Raw genomic sequence first — 21,445 nt, forward strand, 5'->3', positions numbered from 1 at the left:
GTGGGATGCCGAAACAAGTTCGGCATGACGATAGTTCTTAGTTAACATCTTATTCGCACCATGACGCAAAATACCGCTCCCACCTACTGGCTCACGCGCTTTGTATTATTGCGCTTGCTGGGTGCGGTATACGCCGTAGCTTTTCTGGTAGCGGTTAACCAATTGGTGCCGTTAATTGGGTCGCATGGCTTATTGCCGGTGGGCGATTTTTTTGATCTGATAAGCGCCAGTTATGGCTCTGTCAGCGCCGGTTTTTTCAAGCTACCGTCGTTGTTTTGGTTTTGGCACACCGATACGGCTTTGCTTACCGTATCGTGGTTAGGGTTAATTCTATCATTGATAGTGATGGCAGGGTATGCCAATGCTCCTTTAATGGCGGTGTTGTGGGCTTTATATCTGTCGATAGTACATGCCGGGCAAGAATGGTATGGCTATGGATGGGAAATTCAGTTAACCGAAACAGGTTTTCTGGCGATATTCATGTGCCCGCTGATTGATATGCGGCCTTTCCCCAAGCGACCAATGCCACTGGCCATTATCATATTGTTTCGCTGGCTTACCTGGCGCATTATGGTGGGCGCAGGTATGATCAAGTTTCGGGGCGATAAGGTTTGGCGTAATGCTACTGCGCTTTATTATTATTTTGAGACGCAACCTATTCCCGGTCCGCTAACGCGATGGTTTCATTTTTTACCGAGACTGATGCTGAAAATGGGGGTATGGTTTAACTGGCTGGCCGAACTGGTGGCTCCGTTTTTTGTTTTTTGGCCGAGAGTTGGGCGGCACATCGCCGGTGTAATCATCATCGCTTTGCAGGTATTTATCATTGTAAGCGGTAACCTGTCTTTTTTAAACTGGCTTACCATTGTACCCGCCTTAGCGTGTTTTGACGATGGCTTTTGGACGAAAATACTCCCTAAAAAACTAACTGTAAAAGCACGGGCCGCCGAAGAACAGGCCGAAGAGTCAAAACCGATGGTGGTAACAGCCTGGGTAATAACCGGCATTGTCGGCATTTTAAGTTTACAGCCGCTTTACAATATCCTGTCCCCTAACCAGGCCATGAACCGCTCGTTTGAGCCTTTTGAACTGGTGAATACCTACGGCGCATTCGGCAGCGTGGGACAGGAACGTTACAACGTAATTTTTGAAGGAACTATGGATGATACTACCGGCAATAAGGCTAATTGGAAACCATATTTGTATAAAGGCTTACCGGTTGAACTTGATAAACGCCCACCCCAGGTAGCCCCTTACCAACTACGGCTCGACTGGCAGATGTGGTTTGCCGGCATGGGTACGGCTGAGCAATATCCCTGGACCTATAATTTAGTGTGGAAGCTGCTGCATCATGATGCCCTGGCGCTGAGTCTTTTCGCCGGCGACCCATTTAACGGCAAAGCCCCGCGCTACATCAGGGCCAGTATTTACAAATACAAATTTGCCAAACCCGGCAACCCGCAGCACCTGTATTGGAACCGCGAATTGCTGGGTTTATGGATGCCGGTGCTGTCTGTAAACGACGTCCGGCTCACCAAATTTCTTCGGTATGAAGGCTGGATAAAATAACCGGAGACGCAAAATATTGCGCCTCTGCCTTTAAACTGTTACTCGCTAACGTGATCAGCAACAGCTTTCACCGTGTGTTTGGCAACCCCTGTTTTATCGCTGATAAACGCCGATACCAAACTTTTAAACTCATCTTTAATGTTATGGCTCAGCTTGTCGATTGCTTCACTCAATGAATCGGCAGCTTTATTGCGGGCGTCGTTACCGTTGTCGGTGAAATAAAAATAAGCAATAGCACCAGCTGCTGCTGCACCGGCCACGCCCAGGGCTATAAGCGCCGTGTTATTATGGTGTTTTTTAAAGGGGTTGTGCTTTAATATTTCTTTTTTTAATTGCTTTTTCATAGTTGTATGTTTTTAGGTTTAACATTAGGCAGCTGTTTTAGTTTGTGATTGTTGATAATCTTAATCTCAGTTTTGGTTTGCACTACGCATTTGGCATCGGTACGTTAAATTTAGGTGTTTCAAAAAAAGTGTTTCACTGCTTTTTTATCAAAATTTAAAAAATCATTTAAGCTACTGATAAACAATAGTATATAACAGGTAACTAAAGTATTGGTACTGTTTCAAAGTGTTTCACCCGTTTTTATCAATTCATTTATTATCAATAACTTAACCCTAAATAGTGTTTCAAAGTGTTTCATATTTTAAGTGAAACAGTACGCGTTGCCAATCTGGTATTTAACAAAACAATCAAAGGGGTTTAAGCCTTGTTCTTATACTATGAAAAAGGAAACATTCCCCAACGAGCCCGAAGAAAACCCGGTAGACCCAAAGCGCCCGGAGATTGAGCAACCCCACGATCCGCGCAATCCGGACATCCCTCAACGCGAGGTGCCCGACGTGCCGCAGGAGCTACCGCAAACGCCCGCCCAACCTAACGAAACGCCCAACCCGCAGCCGGGCCCCGGGTTTTAGGTACCCTTTTTATGTTTAATATTTTGGCGTATCTTGCAATCCATTGATTGAGAAAGCCAGGATAATGAGCACTATTGCCTTAAGCCAAACGGAGGCCAAAACTAAAAGTAATACCCGCGCCACCGCACATACAGGTGCGCTGCCGGTATATGTATATGCCGTTGTGTTTTCCTCGTTTTGCATCGTCATAGGGCTGATATGGGATATCTCCTGGCACATGAGCATTGGCCGCGATGGCCTGTTTGCGCCGCCGCACATGGTTACCTACCTGGGCGCCGTTACCTCCGGACTGTTTTCGGGCTATTATGTACTTAAACTTACGTTCGCAGGCAAGCAAGCCGAGCGTGAGCAATCCATCCGGTTCTGGAAGATCTTTTATGGCTCACTGGGCGCCTTGTTTTGCATCTGGGGCGCCTTTACCATGATAACCTCTGCCCCGTTCGACGACTGGTGGCATAACACCTTTGGGCTTGATGTACAAATACTTTCGCCACCGCATACCGTGTTGTTACTGGGGATGATCAATATTCAATTTGGCGCCATGGTAAGTGTTATGGCCCTGCAAAACCGTGAGGGATCGGCCTCCAAATATTCGCCTAAAGCGCTGGCTGTTTGCTTTATGTTGTCGTCAGGCTTTTTACTGGTGATGCTGTATACCATCGCTTCAGAATACCTGATCAGGCATGATATGCATAAGGTGTTATTTTACCAGGTAGCATCGGGTTTATTCCCTTTATTTTTAGTGGCCATATCGAGGGCATCAACCAGTAAATGGGGCGCTACCCGTATGGCTGCCATTTATATGATGGTTATGGCGGCCCTGGTTTGGATATTACCGCTTTTCCATGCCGAACCAAAACTTGGGCCCGTTTATAATCATTTCACCCATTATCAAAACTTCCATTTCCCCCTGTTGCTGATCTTCCCGGCTATGGCTATTGATATAATTAACAACAGGTTAAATGCCGCACCTGTTTTGAAAGCACTAGCTTTAGGCGCAGCCTTTACACTGGTGTTATTAGCGGTACAATGGCCATTTGGCAGTTTTCTGGCATCGCCATATGCCAGAAACTGGTTCTTTGGTACAAACTCCTGGTATTTTGGTCTCGACCCTAATTATCAATACCGTTTTGCCCTCGCACCCTGGAACGTTGATACAGGCGCTGCGCTTATCAAAGGTTTAGCTATCGCGATGCTATTTGCGCTGGCATCAGCCTGGTTGGGTTTGGCCTGGGGCCGCTGGATGAAATCAGTTAAACGTTGAGCCCCTGATGAAGAGACTTATATTTTGCCTGACCCTGCTTTTGATAACCTGCAACTGCTTTGCACACGTGGGCAGCCCCGGTGTAACGTTTGAAGGCAATGCCGGTAGGTACAAGGTAATCGTCAGCATTACCCCGCCCGATGTTATTCCCGGAACTGCACAGGTTAGCGTCTTTCTGGAAGAGTCGACCAAAGGTATCACCGTGAGCGCCAAACCGGTTTACTGGGCGGCAGGCACCGACGGCACCCCAAAAGCAGACATCGCCCTGCCTGCCGAAAACCAACCCGGCCGCTTTGATGTCAAGATCTGGTTCATGAACATTGGTGCCTCAAGCATTGATATCACTATTAATGGCCCTAAAGGCACAGGCACCGTGTTGGTACCCGTAATGGCCATATCCACAGCTAAAAAGACAATGCCTGCGGGCTTGGGCTGGGGTTTGCTGGCCATGGCCGCTTTCCTGGTAATACTCATGGTTACCATTATAGGCTCAAGTGTGGGCGACAGCCAGTTGGAACCCGGCGCCCGGCTAACAAAAAGCATCCGCCGCCGTAAGGTAATTGGCGGCGCTAGTGCGCTGGTGATCTTACTGTTAATTTTATGGGGAGGCCGCGCCTGGTGGAATGCGGCTGCCAATAAATACAATGAATTCCTGTATCGTCCCTTGCAAGCTACAACCACTGTTGATGCTGAAACGGGTACACTCAGGTTTACGATAGACACCAACGAGCTTAACAATATGGGCCGGGTTAAGCGGATGAACATTACCCGCAAAATGAGCTACCTGATCCCCGATCACGGCAAGCTGATGCACCTTTTTTTGATCAAGGCTAACGATCTGGAAGTTTTTGCGCACCTTCACCCCCGTCGTATAGACTCGGTAACCTTTGAGGCTAAGATGCCCAACCTGCCGCCCGGCAAGTATTGGGTGTATGCCGATATTACTCGTTTGAGCGGTTTTGCCGAAACGATTGTAGACACGGTGGATATTAAAAACCACATCTTCCACAACGTAGGTTTAAACAATAGCAGTGCTGCCTCTGATGCTGATGACACCTTTTACATCACCAATCCGGTAAACAACAATGCACCCACACTTAGCGGAGCGGCTACTTGCGGCCTTCCCGGTGTAGCCACCAAACTGGCCGACGGCTCGACCGCCATCTGGATGCAAAGACCGGGAGTGCAGCTAAAAGCCAATGAGCTTACACAGTTAAACTTTGAGATACTCGATCCAAACGGCCGTCCGGCGCAATTAGAACCTTATATGGGTATGTTGGCCCACGCTGTTATTTTGAAGGATGATGGCAGCGTGTATATCCACCTGCACCCGGCCGGCAGCTATTCTATGGGCTCGCAAAAGGCACTGCTCGACCGGATAGCTTTTCATGAGCCACTGGATAAATACCTGCCCCAACCCAAAGAATTTGCCGACAGCATAGACCGGTTTGTGGCCCGTCTCAACGCCATGCCTGAAGCCGACCGCAACAAACTACTCATGGCTGGTATTCCTGCCATGTCAACGGCTGATATGAACGGCATGCAGCACCAAATCAGTTTTCCGTATACTTTCCCACAACCGGGTAAATACCGCATATGGGTACAGGCAAAACGCAACGGGCAGATCATCAATAGCGCCTTTGACGCCGATGTGAAATAATTTAAGGAGACAGGTCAATATCGCCGCAACATTAAAGCTGTCAAAAACGTATTACTATCCCCCGGTTAAGCATAAGCTGATAGCTCACAATACATTTCTGACCCTATGTTTTATTTATTGATCCTGGCGGCTGTGGCCTTTTTTATTGCCCATGTTGGCTTTCTCATCGCGTCCTTTACCGGTCCGCAGTTTGGTAGCCGGCGCTACTTTTATTCGCACCTTACCTTATGGGTAACCGGCGTAATTATTTTTTTACTGGCGATATTGTATACCGGCAAGGGGCAGTCACAATTTCTCGATTACTTTAATACACCAACCAAACTGGCTATGATTTTGGTGGCTACGGCGGCGCTGTCCTTAGTGGCGCATTGCGTTGTAAAGTTTTTGATTTTGCCGGCGGTTCGGAAGAAATAAATTATACGATATTAAAGGGAAGGCGTCACCCTGAGCTCGTCGAAGGGCGAACGTCGGCCTTTACACACCATGCTTCGACTGGCTCAGCATGACAGCCAGGTTGTGCCGTTGTTGTGTTGTCACCAACAACCTACTAATCGTTATTGATACTGCTGATAACAACACATAACGGTGTAAAATAAACTAAGTGTTGATAACAGTTAGCTGAAAGACGTTGCCTTCGGGATCTTCGCCGTCGCAGATGAAATACGGCACCGATGAAAAATCTTTTACCTCGCGCATTTTGACACCCTGATCAATCAGTTTTTGCCGAATTTGGCTGATATCCCCAGACAAGCGAAATACCATTTTCATGTTTTTAGCTGAGGGCCGATCTGTGTGATCGGCGTTGTCAATTTTATGCAAGCCAATTTCCACATCACCCGCTTTAAGTACCGTCCACTCAGGGTGAATTTGCCCAACAACTTCTAAACCCAGTTTTTGCGTGTAGAAACAGGCGAGAGTGTTAACATCCCTGCAAAAAATAATCAATTGGCTAAATGCTGGTTTCATTTGTTATTTGTTTTTAAAATAGTTTGCGCACGATACAGGTTATCCGTCGCCTGCAATATCTTATCCTTAAGCTTCGGATTATAGTTTGGATGCGCTTTCAGGAAATCAGCTACTACCTGCCAGGCCGCCTTGCTCTGGTAGCTGCCAAAAACCGCAGCCAGCCACGATTGCGGGAAGAACACGTCGCCCGTACGTTGTATTTCTTCGACCAGATCAAGGCTTTTAGGCAGATACTTAATCGAGGTGCTTTGTCTTAACGGATGGTTCAGGTAGGCCAGTGCTACCGTAACCCAGGCCTCTTTTGCACGATTTTTACGGTCGCCCAGACTGGCAAAAAAAGCATCGCGTTCCTTAACATCCAAAGACAAGGCCGGCATCAGGAAGGCAAGCCTGTTTTTACGGTCGACGTTGGTGACACGGTCCTGCTGTTGTTTGATGACACTAGTTGCGGTATCGCTTTTTAAAGCAATTGAAAGCGCCAGGCTGGTATAATCATCCTCTGTAAGCTTAATACCCGCCGGGGCTTGCTGCGTTTTCCAGATCTGGTAAATGCGGCTTTGGGCGCCATGGCTCAGGTAAATATCCTGGTAGGTTTTAAATAATATTTTTTTGTTATTAGCGGCTGTTTGCTGCTCCATGGCCGACCACAGCAGTTGCTCTAAACCCGCCGTATATTTAGGGCGATCATCAGCCTTTACAAATCCCCAGTAGATACCTGAAATGTAGCCATTAATAAGGCGCAGGTTCATTTCATCTTTCTCCACCGTCAAACCTTTCTCCAACAACGTCATTAACTCCGCAGGTTTAAATGAACGCCCGGCCAGCATATCCTCATAAGCAATAATATAGGCCGATGCCCGTTCAAGCGGACTTTTCATCGTAAACAACCCATCAGCTATATTTTTATCCGTCGGGAACAAACCGTAACCCATACCATCGGCATTAAATAAAATATACTGCGGCTTAGTCAAACCTTTTGCTGCCGCGATGCTGATTTGTTGCTTATCCATATTTACGGCAATCACCTTATCGTAACTTGGGTAATGCAGTTTTATCGTAAACACCTGCGGCCATAGGCGTGCTGCCCCGCTTTCGGGGTGCTGCGATAGCGTAAAACTACTGATCTTGCCAGCAGCGTATTTCACCGAGTAATCAAACACCGGCCGGCCGGGTTGATTTACCCAAACTTTGTTCCAGGTGTACAAGTCGGCTTTGCTGTATTTACTCAGTATGGCAATCATATCGTTCCAGGTGGCATTGCCGTAGGCGTAGGTTTTTAGGTATTCGCGCACGCCCTTCTGGAAGTTATCTTTACCCATCAGCTTTTCCAGCTGGCGCATCATAATGGGAGCTTTATGGTAGATGATATTACCGTAAAGCGAACCGGCATCCTGTAAATTATCCAATTGCTGGCGTATAGGGTTAGCCCCTGCCGTGCGGTCGACGCCGTAAGCCGCCGGATAATGATCCTGCAAAAATTTCTGGTTAAAAGCCTCGGCGCCCTGTAGTTTCTCAGCTACCTTATCGGCCATAAAATTGGCGAACACCTCCTTCATCCACACATCATTGAACCAGCGCATGGTTACCATGTCGCCAAACCACATGTGGGCGGTTTCGTGCGAGATCACATTGGCGCGCGAGATAAATTGATCCTTTGTCGCCCCATCATCCAGAAACAAAGCATTGGCTTTATACTGCACCTCACCGGGGTGTTCCATCCCGCCAAACTGAAAATCAGGTATCGCTACAAAACCTACCTTTTGGAAAGGGAACGCTATGCCGGTCCATTTTTCCAGGAAAGCAATAGCATCGGCATGGGCTTTAAATATCGAGTCGACACTGAGTTTTATCTTATTGGGATCAGTTTCGCGGTAAAGCAACTCGGCTGTACGCCCCTCGCCAACAGATTGCTTAACATCGGTATATTTGCCGGCTGTGAATGAGAAAAGATAGGTGGGTAGTTTATCAGTTGCATTAAAGAAATAAGTATTGATTTTATCTCTTTTCAACGAATCTTTTATAGTAGCGTTTGCCAAAACCTTCCACCCTTGCGGAACTTCTAAGGTTAAAGTAAACACCGCTTTCAGATCGGGCTGATCAAAACATGGGAACACCGTACGAGCACGGTCAGGAACGAAAAGTGCATACAAAAAGTCATCATTACGATTAAGCGATTCATTACCTGCGGTGAAATATATCGTAAAATCATTATGCCCTTTTTTCAAATATTCAGCGGCTATAACAATATGCTCTTTCTCTACCTTAAAATCAATGGCACGATCGCCACCTGCTCTAACCGTTTGGATATGATCTGCAGCCTGTTTAAAATCTATTTGCAAAGGCTCGCTTACATCTTTCAGATCAAATTGTAAAAGCAAACTACCGAGAATCTTATCATTGCGCTTTTTAGGTATGTGAAAACCTACCGAATAAGTAATATTACTAATAACTGAATGCCGATAGGTAGCTAACTGCAAAGATACACCCGGTTCAATTGCAACAGGTTTTTGCTGCGCGACAACAACGGTATTCAGGCCCAGGGCCAGTAAGGTTAATTTGTAAAATAACTTCATCTAAAAAATATTAATGGCCAAACATCTGGATAATGGCGCCGCAGCTCATCCAGGTCATTACTCCTATTACGGCGGCGCCCAGCGCCGTTAGCCACAGCGGCTGTTTGTAATTTGCTATAATTTTGGTGCGATAAGCAGCTACCAGCATCACGCTTAGCGCTATGGGTAAAATCAATCCGTTAATGGCGCCTACGGTTATCAGCGTTTTAACAGGTTTACCTATAATTTCAAAAATAATACACGATATAATAATGAAGCAAATGATGATCTCGCGATTTAGCTTCATGATTTTAGGATGGAAACTCTTGATGAACGATACCGAAGTATAAGCCGAACCCACCACCGACGATACGCCCGCAGCCCACATAATTAACCCGAATATTTTGTAGCCCCACTGGCCAACTGCTAATTGAAATACCGAGGCAGCGGGATTATTAGGGTCTAATTTTCCGCCTGCCGAGATGACGCCCAGGGCGGCGATAAATAACAATAAACGCATCAACGAGGCCAACCCGATAGCGCTTAAGGCACCCCGGTTAGTTTGCTTTAAATGCTGCTGACCGGTTTGCCCTGCATCGAGCAGCCTGTGCGCACCGGCAAAGGTGATATAGCCGCCAACCGTTCCGCCCACAATAGTGAGCACTGCGGCAAAGCTAAACTGCGTTGGCGCGACGGCTCGCACGGCCGCTTCGGCCAGCGGTGGTTTGCTGATGTAGGCCACAAACAGCGCCAGGCAAATTTTGAACAGGCCCATGCATTTGGCAAAAAGATCCATCGCCTTGCCGGCTTCTTTATAAATAAATATGCCGATGGCCAGTATAGCGCTGATGATAGCACCTTGCTGAACGCTCACACCCAACAATACATTTAAACCCAGCCCCGCCCCTGCAATGTTGCCAATATTAAAAGCCATGCCGCCGAGGAAAACCAAAAACGAGATAAAATAGCCAAGGCCAGGGAAAACCATGTTGGCAATGTCCTGTGCCGGTTTGTCGGCAACGGTAATAATGCGCCAGATGTTAAGCTGCGCGATGGCGTCCAGCACCACCGAAAGCAGGATGACAAAACCAAAGCTGGCGCCTAACTGCGCGGTAAACACAGCCGTTTGTGTTAAAAATCCAGGCCCTATGGCCGACGAGGCCATCAAAAAAGCCGCACCCAGTAAAACGCTCCGGTTGTATTTTTTCTCCATTTACAGGGCAGGCGCTTTAACGGTAATGCCTTCGCTTTTTAATTTTTGATTAATCATTCTGGCAAACTCAACCGCGTGTACGCCATCGCCATGCAGACAAAGGGTTTCGGCCTTAAGCTGGATGTGATTATTGTTTACGGAAATAACCTGCTGCTGTTTCACCATCAATAACACCTGCGCTACGCTTTGCTGCTCATCGGTGATCATGGCGTTAATCTGGCTGCGCGGGGTGAGCGAGCCATCGTCCTGGTAGGTGCGGTCGGCAAATACCTCAGATGCGGTTTTTAGTCCGGATTTCTTCGCGGCTTCAATCATCCGGCTGCCGGCCAGTGCATACAGTATCAGCGAAGCATCAAAATCATGTACAGCCTGCACAATGGCTTGCGCTAAGGCGGCGTCTTTTGCGGCCATGTTGTATAATGCGCCATGAGGCTTCACATGGTGCAGCTTGCCACCGGCGGCTTTTACAAAAGCGTACAATGCGCCTATTTGATACAATGTCATTTGATAAGCCTCGTTTGCAGTTATCTTCATTTCACGGCGGCCAAAGCCTTGCAAATCGGGCAGACCGGGATGCGCACCGATAGCGACGCCTTTTTTAATGGCCATGGCCACGGTGTGCTGCATCACCTCCGGATCGCCGGCGTGATAGCCGCAGGCAATATTGGCCGAGGTAATGTGGTCCATCAAAATATCATCATTAGGCATGGGGTAATTGCCAAAAGCCTCGCCCATGTCGCAATTCAAATCAATGCTTTGCATTTGTGTAGATTGTCAAAATTTATACTGAACAGCCATGCGCAGTTGTCGCAATTGCTGTTCACGTTCAAGATACAGCATTTCTGCTTCATCTCGGGTTATCTCTTTAAAATAAATAGTGTCGCCGGGTTTTAGTTGAGCGCAAAGGGGCAGGTCGACGGCTGCAACCTGTGCTATTCGAGGGTAGCCGCCGGTAGTCTGGCAATCGGCCATTAACAAAATCATGCTGCCACTACCGGTTACCTGTATAGTGCCGGGCATTACCGCGGTACTTAGCAATTCATCTTTTCGTAAACGGCTCAAAGCCGCCCCTTCCAGGTGATACCCCATGCGGTTACTTTGTTTGCCGATTTTAAAAGGCGCGCTTAAAAAGTCGACGATGGCTTTGCTATCAAACCAATTAAACTCATGGGCAGGCACTACGCGGATATTTTTTCTGTCGCCGGGTAATAGTAATGACCGCGGCGCACTCCACCGGGTATAGTTAATTTCATCACCCGCCAACTTATCCAATAGTTTTTGAGCACCGGCAGATGGCTTAGCGCTTGGAAGCACATCGCCGGCTTTTAAAGCCCGGCCATCGAGGCCGCCAAACGCTGCGGTAACAAACGTGCTTTTGCTACCCAAAACCTCAGGTACGTCAAAACCTCCGGCAACAGCCAGATAAGTACGGCTGCCCTGGGGATTGTTATGGAGCCGTATATTTTTTCCTTGCGGGATGAATAGCGGGCGTTCGGCAGGTAATATTTGATCACCGGCCATCAAAACTGTGCCGTCACCTGCGTAGGCGATCAGCAAATCGGCTTCGGCTTTAAATTCGGCATCGGCATAGGTAAATTCAATCACCGCGGCCTGATCATCATTCCCTATAACTATATTGGCTATGCGGGCCGACAGTGTGTCCATCCCTCCAGACACCGGTACGGCCTGCGACAGGTAACCGCGACGGCCCAGATCCTGCACGGTGCTCAACAAACCAGGTTTTATGATCTTGATCTCCATATCAGCCGGTAATGAGTTGACTAAATTCTGCTTCGGTTATCGGCTTGAAAACTACTTCGTCGCCCGCTTTTAAAAGTGATGGTTGCGCGCGCTTTACATCAAACAACTGCAAAGGCGTACGCCCTATGAGTTGCCAACCACCCGGTGTTTGCAACGGATAAATGCCGGTTTGCATACCGGCGATACCTACCGAGCCTGCGGGCACACTTTTACGTGGGGTAGTTTTGCGGGGCGATTCCAATCGCTTATCCATGCCACCTAAATAGGCAAAACCGGGTACAAAGCCTATCATGTAAACCTGGTAAACGGCTTCGCTGTGCAGCTTCACCAACTCCGCAGTATCCATTTTTAACAAACTGGCAAGCTCCTGTAAATCGGAACCGAACTCGCCGCCATAGCAAACAGGGATAGTGATTCTTGAAGCAGTGGTTTCTTCGTTAGCAAGCTTTTCACTATTCAAACCAAGCAAATAAGCCGATACCTTTTCAAAGCAGCTTTTACCACGCAGATCGCTTTTAGCTACGATCAACGGATCAAAGAGCACAGTAAGCGTCGCATAAGCCGGAATAGTAGTTTTAAAACCGGGAAATGGCTTTTGCTGCAATAAATGGTTAAAAGCGCTTACTGAACTAAGCAAACGCGGTGTTATGTCATTTCCAAACTCCAGCGTCAGGGCTTGCTCGCTCAGATAGTAAATAGAAAATACTGGCTCCGATACTGTATCGCTCATGCTCAAAACTACTATAATGATTTGAGCTTATGAAGCATAATCAACCATAGATTTTACTTTATATATGTATAACAGACCGATATGTCAGCCATCTACATTTGTCGTGGATCGAACTGTGCAAGTCCTTACCGACTGATATACAATCATAAATCGCTCCGTTTTATATTGTTTAGCAAATATTAAAAGTACTTATAAGTCATTTTTCATGTAGCATAAATCATCTATTCTTTATTCACATACTTATTAATAATGACTTAAAAGTCATTATTAATAAGTATGCTCTTTTATTTAATACATCTAAGTCATTAAATTAGTAGTCAATAACCAGTAGCCTTTATATAAACCTTCTAGTCTATCAAAAAGCACCTAATACCCTTTAATGAAATGTATGCTGAACCTGATCACCTATGAAAACCTCTGCCCTAACCTTTATCGCTGCGTTATTTGGTGTTATTTTCTTAGCCTTTATCCCGCGGGACGATCTTCCGCTGGATAAACTCATAACCAACCTACAGCGCTGGACAGACAGCATCCCGCAGGAAAAAGTTTACCTGCATATGGACAAACCCTATTACGCCCTGGGCGATACCATTTGGTTTAAGGGTTATTTGACTATTGGTGCGAGGCATCAGCTTTCAAAGCTGAGCGGTGCAGTTTATGTAGAATTGATCAATGAGAGAGACTCGTTATTACAACAACTTAAGTTGCCCGTAACCTCGGGAATGGTGATGGGTGATTTTATTTTGGGCGACGATTTTGAACAAGGCAATTATCGAATTCGCGCCTACACCCAATGGATGCGCAATGCCGGCGATGATTATTTTTATGACCATACTTTTTTAGTAGGCGATGCCGGCGGCAGTATCATCGCACAGGCCAATTTTAATTACAGAAACAATAACGGCAAGCCTGAGCTCTCGGCCCTTTTGAATTATACTAACGATTCAGGCAGCGCCATCGGCGAAAAGGATGTGCGGTTCGAGATCAGGCAGAAAGATAAAGTCTTTTGGCAGCAAAATGCCAAAACCGACGCCCTGGGCAGTTTGAAAATCATTATTCCTGAGGATGTGCGGAAAAATCCGTCAGGAGCATATATACACACTATTGTGCGTGCCAATGCCAAATACCCGGCCATACGCGATTTCTCTATTAAGTTTGGCTTTTCGCAAAGCGATGTGCAGGTTTTTCCAGAAAGCGGCAACCTGGTAAACGGAATTCCGTCGCACGTTGCATTCAAAGCTGTCAGTATCGACGGTTCAGGTATCAACATTAGAGGCAGTGTTACCGATAACGAGCACCAGGAAATAGCTAAAATACAAACCTTGCATGCCGGCATGGGCAGTTTTAGCCTAACTCCGCAACAGGGTAAAACTTATACCGCCCACATTACATTTGACGATGGCAGCACCAGAATCATCCCGCTTCCCCCTGCCGCAGACCAAGGCTATGTGCTCAGCGTCTACCAGCCTAACAAAGACAGCGTTTTGGTCAGAATACACGCTTCGGCAGCTTTGCTGCAATCTTCGGTAAGCCTTATTTCGCAAACCAACGGCGAAATTGAGTTTTCATCGCCCATAAAAATTGAGAAGCGTATTACTTCTCTGTGGCTGGATAAAAAGTCCTTCCCCACCGGCATTACCCAGTTTACACTGTTCAGCAGCGCAGGCGAGCCTCTAAATGAGCGCCTGGCTTTCATCCGCAGTAACGACCAGATGGCGCTGGATATTAAAGCCGGCAAAGCTACGTACAGTAGTAAAGAGCATATACAAATTACGGTGAATGCCAAAAACAGCAAGGGTTTGCCAACAGTTGGTAATTTTTCGGTAGCGGTGATTGACGAAAGCCGGGTACCCGTTGAGGAGAACAGAGAGTATACTATTTTTTCCAGCCTCTTGCTGACATCAGACCTGAAAGGTTACGTCGAGCAGCCTAATTACTATTTTGCACAAAAAGGTGATGAGGTTGACAAAGCGCTGGATAACCTAATGCTGACACAGGGCTATCGACGTTTCGTCTGGAAACACTTGGCCGGGACGGTGAGCATTAAGCCTAAGTTCGCGGTTGAGAACCTTGGGAGTGTTATATCTGGAAAAGTAAGTACGTTGGGCCACAAACCCCTGGCCAATGCCTCAGTCATGCTAACCTCGTTAAGAGCAAGGGTTACCAAACTGACTACGACCGATAGCGCAGGCAGATTCAAGTTTGACAAACTGTTTATTACCGACAGCATGAAAATAACGGTACAGGCCCGTAACGGTAAAAGCGACAAGGTGATTACCACAATGGATACCGTGCCGCGCATAACCATAAACCCTAACCCCAATTGGCCTGAGCTAAGCACCAATATTAACAACAGCCTTAAAGCGTACATGACCACGCTTAAGCAACAGGACGATATTTATGAAAAATCAGGGCAGCTTGATAAAATGCACCGGCTTAGAGAAGTGCGTATACGCATCCGCAAACCTGTGCCGCCGCCCTATAAAGATCAAATGGGCTACAAAATACCCGAGGAATTCGTCAGCTTTAGCTATTTAATGCCCGAAGGTGTCGATTATCCAAATTTCGGCATCTACCTGCAGGCACATGTACCCGGGATGATTGTAAAGCCGGTAGGTACAATTGTCAGCTACCCGTTTTTGCTGTATCAACCACCAGTGGGTACGCCGCATTATGCCCCGGCAAGAGTGATGGTAGATGGTCGTTTATTAACCACTAATGAACTTGGCGATATGATGGACAACGATTACATTGAACCCGAAGGGATATTTAAGGTTGACATTGTCAGATCGGGCGCCGGGCCTATTGCTTATCTGGGGGGCCCGGCTATATTGATCTATACCAAACGCGATTATATGCGCAAGCCATATACGCCTAGCGTAGTCAATTTTACACCTAAAGGATATAACAAGGTGCGTGAGTTTTATTCGCCAAAATATGATACGCCGAATGCTAACCTCACACTGCCCGACCTGCGCAGCACCGTTTACTGGAGCCCTTACATTAAAACCGACGCCTCGGGTAAAACCACGTTCAGCTTTTTCAATGCCGACGGACCGGGCAGATACAAGGTAACCATCGAAGGCATCAACGCCGACGGGCAGTTGGGGCGGCAGGTATACCGCTACACCGTAAACGAAATGCAAGCAAGTACAGGCAAATAACTAACCAACCTAAATAAAATGAAACAGTCACTCAAACTCATCCTTAAAACTTGCGCCTGCTGCCTGGTTATCGGGCTGATGGCCTTTATTCCGCGCGATGACGACCCCTTCGCTAAAATCATGGCTAACCTGCAACGCTGGACAGACAGCATCCCGCAGGAAAAAGTTTATCTGCACACTGATAAGCCCTATTATGCCCTGGGCGATACTATTTGGTTTAAGGGTTATTTGACCGTTGGCCCGCGGCATCAGCTTTCATCTTTAAGCGGAGCCATGTATGTAGAGCTCATTAACGACAGAGACTCGTTACTGCAGCAGCTTAAACTGCCGGTAACCGCAGGTATGGTAATGGGCGATTTTATTTTGGGCGATGATTTTCAGCAAGGCAACTACCGCATACGTGCCTATACCCGATGGATGCGTAACGCAGGTGAGGATTATTTTTATGACCATACTTTTTTAGTGGGCGACGCCGGCAGCAGCGTGATTGCCAAAGCCGATTTTGATTATACAAACAACGGCGGCAAAACCCAACTCTCGGCCCTGCTCAACTATACCGACAATACTGGCAATGCACTGAGTGAAAAAGACATTCGCTTTGAAATAATGCGCGGAAAGAAAACTCTTTGGCAGCAAAATGGCAAAACAGATGCTATGGGTAATTTAAAAATTACCATACCAGCCGATGTTCAGAAAAACCCCGCAGGAGTTTTTATACATACCGTTTTTCAGGGCAGCAATAAAACAGCAGTTGTACGCGACTTTGCCATTAAACCAGGGTTTTCGCAAAGCGATGTGCAATTTTTTGCCGAGAGCGGCAGTTTGGTCAATGGCATTACTTCGCATGTGGCGTTTAAAGCCGTTGGCACCAACGGCTTAGGCATCAACATTAAAGGCAATGTTACCGATAACGAAAGCAACGAGGTAGCCAAAATAGAAACCCTGCACGCAGGCATGGGTAGCTTTTTATTAAATCCGCAGCCGGGCAAAAGCTATACCGCCAATGTTACTTTTGACGATGGCAGCACCAGAGCCTATCCGTTGGCACCCGCCGCAGCGCAAGGGTATGTTTTAAGTGTATACCAACCCTATGCTGATAGCGTATTGGTGCGCATACATGCGTCAAAAAGCCTATTACAAAGCAATGTAAACTTTGTTGTGCACACTAACGGTGAGGTTGTGTTTTCGGCGCCAATAAAAATCGAAAATACAATGAGTACTATTTGGCTATCTAAAAAATTGTTCCCATCGGGCATTGCGCAGTTTACTTTGTTTAGTAACACAGGCGAGCCATTGAATGAGCGACTGGCATTTATCCGCAGCAACGACCAAATGGTTTTGGATATCAAAACGGCTAAGCCGGTGTATAAAAGTAAAGAGCGGGTACAAATTGCGCTAAACGCCAAAAACAGCACCGGGGAGCCAACATTTGGCAATTTTTCTGTTTCGGTTGTTGATGAGACAAAGAGTCCGGTTGATGAGAATAAGGAGAGCACGATTTTCTCAAATCTGTTATTAACGGCCGACCTTAAAGGTTATGTAGAGCAACCTAATTATTATTTTGCACAAAAAGGCGAACAAGTTGATAAAGCGTTAGATAATTTAATGCTTACGCAAGGGTATCGTCGCTTTACCTGGAAAGCGTTGGAAAATACGATAAATACCAAGCCCAGGTTTGCGGTTGAAGGTTTAGGCACTGCTATTTCAGGCAGGGTGACCACATTAGGGCACCGGCCTATTGCCAACGCCTCAGTTATATTAACATCGTTAAAAGCAAGGGTTACTAAATTAACTACTACCGACAGCCTCGGCAGATTTAAATACGATAAACTTTTTATAACCGACAGCATCAAATTCTCCGTACAGGGGCGTAACGGGCAAAGCGACCGCGTTATTGTGGAGATGGATACTGTAGCCGGCATTAAAGTGAGCAAAAATTTAAACTGGCCCGACCTGAGTACCGACATCCGTGCCACTTTAAAGGCATATATGAACAAGATGAAACAAGACGATGACCTATATGAAAAGCTGGGCATGTTTGATAAAATGCATAGTTTGCGCGAAGTGAATATCAGGGCTAAAACGGCCGCACGTATACCGCAAAGCCAGATCACGCCGCAAGGCATGTATAAACTACCCGACGAGCAATCGGCAGACCAACTCATCAATGTTGACGCTAACGAGGCTTCGCGGTATCTAAGCTTGGCACAATACCTGCAGGCCAGGCTGCAGGGTATTGCCGTAGTAAGCGGGCCTGCGGGCAGTACATTGGTTCCGCTGCAGCAAAATTCAAGCTATCGGGAGTCATCAAAGGGAATCACCTTGTTCCTGAATGGCAGACGCATTAATAATAGCGATGAAGAATCTGAAATATTAGACTATAGTGTAGCGCCTGAAGATGTTGCCAAAATCGAGGTGGTAAGAACCAATGCAGCAATGGTTAACTATTTGAGTGGCCCAGGCGTGCTGATACTTACCAGGCTGGGCACATCGCGCAGAACGTATAATCCGGGTATTGTCAACATTAGCCCCAAAGGGTATAATAAAGTACGCGAGTTTTATTCGCCACGATATGACCGCCCCGGCAGGGCCAGCTCGCAGCCTGATTTACGCACTACCGTTTACTGGAACCCATATTTAAAAACCGATGCAGACGGCAATACCACCTTTAATTTCTTTAATGCCGATGGGCCAGGCACCTATCGCGTGGTGATTGAGGGTATTAATGCTGACGGCCAGTTAGGCCGCCAGGTATTCAGATATACGGTAGATGAAACGCAGGCTGCCGGTCGCCCGGTTGGCATATCGACAGATAAAAATCTGGCAAAGATCATTGCCCCGGTTGACAGTTTTAACAAGCGACTGCCTGTTGAAAAAGTTTATCTGCATACCGATAAGCCTTACTACAACCTTGGCGACACCCTTTGGTTTAAAAGCTATGTGTTAGACGGTGTAAACCTTAGCCCTTCGCATTTAAGCGGCTTGCTCTATGTCGAACTGGTTGATGATAGCGCCGAAGTAGTTAGACGTGTTAGTATGCCTGTTAAAGACGGACTGGGCCACGGTCAAATTTTATTATCGCCGGGGGTATTTAAAGAAGGCGGATACACGCTGCGGGCATATACCAACTGGATGCAAAACTTTAACGGCGCCTATGTTTTTAGCCAGCGGTTTTATCTGGGCCTGCCATCTGCCGGAGCGTGGCTGGCAAAACCGGTAGCAACTTTGCAGCAGGAGGGTAATAAAACTATGGTCCAGGCCAATATCAGGCTTAGCTATGCTAATGACCCGGGGCGGGCGGTTGCTTATAAAAAAGTAGAAGTTAAATTATATGACGAATGGCATTACCTTTCAAAAGTAGAATTGCAGACAGGTGCCAACGGGATTGTCAATATTAATGAGGAAGTAAGCAATAGCTCAGACGGACGGCGCATGAGGGCGCAGATAACCAGCCTTGAAAAAGACGACAATTTTAAAGTCACCCAGGTACCGCTCGTCATCAACCGGCCGCAAAAAATTGAGGTGCAGTTTTTGCCCGAAAGCGGAAACCTGGTTGCGGGCATTAAGTCGATAGTTGGCTTTAAGGCTATTGGCGAAGATGGCCTGGGCGCAGGGATTGTTGGTGGTATATATGACAGCAAAGACAAACAGGTAGTTTCATTTATGACCCTGCACAACGGCATGGGCTCATTTGAATTTACCCCGCAAGCCGGCGAAAATTACCAGGCACGCATTGCACAGCCTGTTGTCAAAACATTCAATTTACCCAAAATACAACCCACTGGCACGGTAATGCACATTGATAATCCTGAAAAAAGTGATGAGCTGAAGATCAGTATTGCAGGCGTACAATCATTACCTGCCGATAGTGCCTGTTATGTAGTTGGCTTGTCCAGAGGCTCTGTTTACTATAGCCAAAAGGTTGATCAGAATAACCCTTCCTTAACTGTAGCTAAAAATCAGTTTCCGACGGGTATAACCAGGTTTACTTTTTTTAGCGGGCAAAAGCCCCTTAATGAGCGTGCCGTGTTTATAGAAAATAATGACAATTTAAACATCAGCATAAAACCAAACAAAGACATGTTTTTAAAACGCGATAGTGTTGGCCTTGACATTGTGGTGAAGGATAAAAGCGGCCTGCCGGTACAAGGTAGTTTCTCGTTAGCAGTTACAGACGATTCGCAGGTTAAGGCCGATAGCCTGGGCGACAATAATATAGGCACCAGCCTGCTGCTTAATGCCGATTTAAAAGGGCATGTTGAGTCGCCGGGCTATTACATCAACAGGAAAGATAAACAAGCCTGGCGGGCGCTTGACAACCTGATGCTTACCCAGGGGTGGACCGGCTACGTGTGGAAAGACATATTTGCGCAGGCCAGGCCTGTTAAATATAAAGCAGAACGCGAGTTCAAAATAACAGGTATGGTCAGGAACATTTTAAACAAGCCGGTTGCAAATCAAACGGTGCTCCTGTCTTCGCAAAAACCAAGTTTTGTATTAACTACCACTACTGATGCCAACGGCCGCTATGTTTTTGAGCATCTACCTCCTGCAGACAGTGGCTCCTATTTTATACAGGGGCAGAAAGCCAATGGTAAAAGCATGAGCTTTGGCAGCATTTCTGTCGATGATAAGTTTGTACCGATGCGTGTATTCGACATTGTTAATGTACTTGCTATGCCATGGTACGTTAATACTGATAGTGTACAATTAAACTATGTTAAAAAACACAGCAAAAAGCTTGACGAACAGTTTAAAATGACAGGCCATGTTTTACAAGAAGTTAAAATAAAGGACAAGAAAATAATTAAGAATTCGCAAAATCCTTTAGGACCAGGGAATGCCGACTTAATTTTTGACGAACAGGATATCAAGGAATCGGAAACTACTGACGTATACGAACTGTTAAAACAAAAGGTACCCGGTTTTAGAGTATTGGGAGCACGTTACGTTAACTATCAGGATGGCCTTGTCGTTGAGCCTATCGTTGCCTTTAATGGCTTTGAAACGGTGTTAAGAACAGACGGCAGCCCAATGATACTTGACATGGATGTTAATCCTGTTAAAATTCCGCGTGGAACGCTTTATGGAGCTATACAATCAACCCGTCCTAACAGGCCGCATCCTGAGTATGATCTGAATGCACCCGAAAGTGAAGTTATAGAAGCAATGAGGCAGCTTAAAATTCCGGCTGTCTCCGGGCTGGAAATCGCCTACAGCAAAAAATATACTAACAATTCAGGCTACCATGCTGACGATGTTGCTTTTATACAAATAACCACCAAAAACGGCATCGGTACTTATAGAAATAAAACCCCGGGCACTATAACCTACCGCCCATTACCTTTGCTGGAACCTAAACAATTTTATAGCCCGAAGTATGATGTGAGTTCAAAGGTAAACGTAGATGATAACCGCGCAACCATATTCTGGGAGCCCAATATCACTACCGATCAGAACGGACGCGCCCGGGTATCATTTTATAGCAGCGATATACAAAGCAAATACACCGTAAAAGTGGCAGGTATTGATGGCAACGGCGGTTTAGGCGATGCCAGTATTAAGCTCACACCTAAAAATAATAACGCCACTATGAGCACTTTAAAAAATTAGTAAGTTTGACATCAGCATATAAACCTGATGTCTCTC

At 46.5% G+C, this 21,445-nt stretch carries 14 protein-coding genes; 7 read left to right on the top strand and 7 right to left on the bottom strand.

All coding sequences use genetic code 11. The features are described 5' to 3' along the window. Window positions 1-60 precede the first annotated feature (60 nt). Window positions 61-1,569, top strand: coding sequence for a lipase maturation factor family protein (locus ACFS5N_RS17515; RefSeq protein WP_377188670.1), 1,509 nt, complete (start codon window positions 61-63; stop codon window positions 1,567-1,569). 38 nt (window positions 1,570-1,607) lie between these two features. On the opposite strand, the gene ACFS5N_RS17520 is transcribed toward ACFS5N_RS17515, so the two are convergent. After that, complete coding sequence (locus tag ACFS5N_RS17520) at window positions 1,608-1,913, bottom strand: hypothetical protein (RefSeq protein WP_377188673.1); 306 nt, start codon at window positions 1,911-1,913, stop codon at window positions 1,608-1,610. A 378-nt stretch (window positions 1,914-2,291) separates the two neighbouring features. Between ACFS5N_RS17520 and ACFS5N_RS17525 the strand changes: the two genes are divergently transcribed. The 4 genes from ACFS5N_RS17525 (at window position 2,292) to ACFS5N_RS17540 (ending at window position 5,824) form a co-directional block, all read left to right on the top strand. Further along, a complete protein-coding gene (locus ACFS5N_RS17525; protein ID WP_377188676.1) occupies window positions 2,292-2,486 on the top strand; it encodes a hypothetical protein in 195 nt (64 codons plus the stop codon). Window positions 2,487-2,550: 64 nt separating this feature from the next. Further along, window positions 2,551-3,750 carry a hypothetical protein gene (locus tag ACFS5N_RS17530; RefSeq protein WP_377188679.1) on the top strand — a complete coding sequence of 400 codons (1,200 nt, stop codon included), beginning with the start codon at window positions 2,551-2,553 and terminating at the stop codon, window positions 3,748-3,750. Window positions 3,751-3,757: 7 nt separating this feature from the next. Next, entirely contained in the window at window positions 3,758-5,410 is a 1,653-nt protein-coding gene (locus ACFS5N_RS17535) for a hypothetical protein (protein WP_377188682.1), read from the top strand. Between the two features lie 105 nt (window positions 5,411-5,515). Next, window positions 5,516-5,824: a hypothetical protein gene (locus ACFS5N_RS17540; protein WP_377188685.1), complete on the top strand. Its 309-nt coding sequence runs from the start codon at window positions 5,516-5,518 to the stop codon at window positions 5,822-5,824. 183 nt (window positions 5,825-6,007) lie between these two features. On the opposite strand, the gene ACFS5N_RS17545 is transcribed toward ACFS5N_RS17540, so the two are convergent. From ACFS5N_RS17545 to pxpB, 6 genes are read right to left on the bottom strand one after another with little or no spacing between them, the layout of a single operon-like run. After that, complete coding sequence (locus tag ACFS5N_RS17545; protein WP_377188688.1) at window positions 6,008-6,376, bottom strand: VOC family protein; 369 nt, start codon at window positions 6,374-6,376, stop codon at window positions 6,008-6,010. Then, complete coding sequence (locus ACFS5N_RS17550; RefSeq protein ID WP_377188690.1) at window positions 6,373-8,949, bottom strand: M1 family aminopeptidase; 2,577 nt, start codon at window positions 8,947-8,949, stop codon at window positions 6,373-6,375. The genes ACFS5N_RS17545 and ACFS5N_RS17550 overlap by 4 nt, the downstream gene beginning before the upstream one ends. 10 nt (window positions 8,950-8,959) lie before the next feature. Beyond that, a complete protein-coding gene (locus tag ACFS5N_RS17555; protein ID WP_377188693.1) occupies window positions 8,960-10,141 on the bottom strand; it encodes an NRAMP family divalent metal transporter in 1,182 nt (393 codons plus the stop codon). Further along, a complete protein-coding gene (locus ACFS5N_RS17560; RefSeq protein ID WP_377188696.1) occupies window positions 10,142-10,903 on the bottom strand; it encodes a LamB/YcsF family protein in 762 nt (253 codons plus the stop codon). 12 nt (window positions 10,904-10,915) lie between these two features. After that, window positions 10,916-11,902 carry a 5-oxoprolinase subunit C family protein gene (locus ACFS5N_RS17565; protein WP_377188699.1) on the bottom strand — a complete coding sequence of 329 codons (987 nt, stop codon included), beginning with the start codon at window positions 11,900-11,902 and terminating at the stop codon, window positions 10,916-10,918. 1 nt (window position 11,903) lies between these two features. Next, window positions 11,904-12,632: a 5-oxoprolinase subunit PxpB gene (gene pxpB / locus ACFS5N_RS17570; protein ID WP_377188702.1), complete on the bottom strand. Its 729-nt coding sequence runs from the start codon at window positions 12,630-12,632 to the stop codon at window positions 11,904-11,906. A 407-nt stretch (window positions 12,633-13,039) separates the two neighbouring features. Here pxpB and ACFS5N_RS17575 point away from each other — a divergent pair, with 407 nt between their 5' ends. Both ACFS5N_RS17575 and ACFS5N_RS17580 read left to right on the top strand, forming a co-directional pair. Continuing rightward, on the top strand, window positions 13,040-15,796 hold the full coding sequence (locus ACFS5N_RS17575; protein WP_377188705.1) for a carboxypeptidase-like regulatory domain-containing protein: 2,757 nt from the start codon (window positions 13,040-13,042) through the stop codon (window positions 15,794-15,796). 18 nt (window positions 15,797-15,814) lie between these two features. Further along, entirely contained in the window at window positions 15,815-21,409 is a 5,595-nt protein-coding gene (locus tag ACFS5N_RS17580; protein ID WP_377188708.1) for a carboxypeptidase regulatory-like domain-containing protein, read from the top strand. The last annotated feature ends 36 nt before the right edge of the window (window positions 21,410-21,445 follow it).

It is taken from the genome of Mucilaginibacter ximonensis (assembly GCF_042686265.1).
GTDB lineage: Bacteria > Bacteroidota > Bacteroidia > Sphingobacteriales > Sphingobacteriaceae > Mucilaginibacter > Mucilaginibacter ximonensis.

Excerpts from the sequence above, each read along its gene's own strand:
- ACFS5N_RS17575 (WP_377188705.1), top strand. The coding sequence starts at position 13,040 with ATGAAAACCTCTGCCCTAACCTTTATCGCTGCGTTATTTGGTGTTATT.
- ACFS5N_RS17545 (WP_377188688.1), bottom strand. The coding sequence starts at position 6,376 with ATGAAACCAGCATTTAGCCAATTGATTATTTTTTGCAGGGATGTTAAC.
- ACFS5N_RS17555 (WP_377188693.1), bottom strand. The coding sequence starts at position 10,141 with ATGGAGAAAAAATACAACCGGAGCGTTTTACTGGGTGCGGCTTTTTTG.
- ACFS5N_RS17565 (WP_377188699.1), bottom strand. The coding sequence starts at position 11,902 with ATGGAGATCAAGATCATAAAACCTGGTTTGTTGAGCACCGTGCAGGAT.
- ACFS5N_RS17515 (WP_377188670.1), top strand. The coding sequence starts at position 61 with ATGACGCAAAATACCGCTCCCACCTACTGGCTCACGCGCTTTGTATTA.
- ACFS5N_RS17535 (WP_377188682.1), top strand. The coding sequence starts at position 3,758 with ATGAAGAGACTTATATTTTGCCTGACCCTGCTTTTGATAACCTGCAAC.
- ACFS5N_RS17580 (WP_377188708.1), top strand. The coding sequence starts at position 15,815 with ATGAAACAGTCACTCAAACTCATCCTTAAAACTTGCGCCTGCTGCCTG.
- ACFS5N_RS17525 (WP_377188676.1), top strand. The coding sequence starts at position 2,292 with ATGAAAAAGGAAACATTCCCCAACGAGCCCGAAGAAAACCCGGTAGAC.
- ACFS5N_RS17520 (WP_377188673.1), bottom strand. The coding sequence starts at position 1,913 with ATGAAAAAGCAATTAAAAAAAGAAATATTAAAGCACAACCCCTTTAAA.
- pxpB (WP_377188702.1), bottom strand. The coding sequence starts at position 12,632 with ATGAGCGATACAGTATCGGAGCCAGTATTTTCTATTTACTATCTGAGC.
- ACFS5N_RS17560 (WP_377188696.1), bottom strand. The coding sequence starts at position 10,903 with ATGCAAAGCATTGATTTGAATTGCGACATGGGCGAGGCTTTTGGCAAT.
- ACFS5N_RS17550 (WP_377188690.1), bottom strand. The coding sequence starts at position 8,949 with ATGAAGTTATTTTACAAATTAACCTTACTGGCCCTGGGCCTGAATACC.
- ACFS5N_RS17530 (WP_377188679.1), top strand. The coding sequence starts at position 2,551 with ATGAGCACTATTGCCTTAAGCCAAACGGAGGCCAAAACTAAAAGTAAT.
- ACFS5N_RS17540 (WP_377188685.1), top strand. The coding sequence starts at position 5,516 with ATGTTTTATTTATTGATCCTGGCGGCTGTGGCCTTTTTTATTGCCCAT.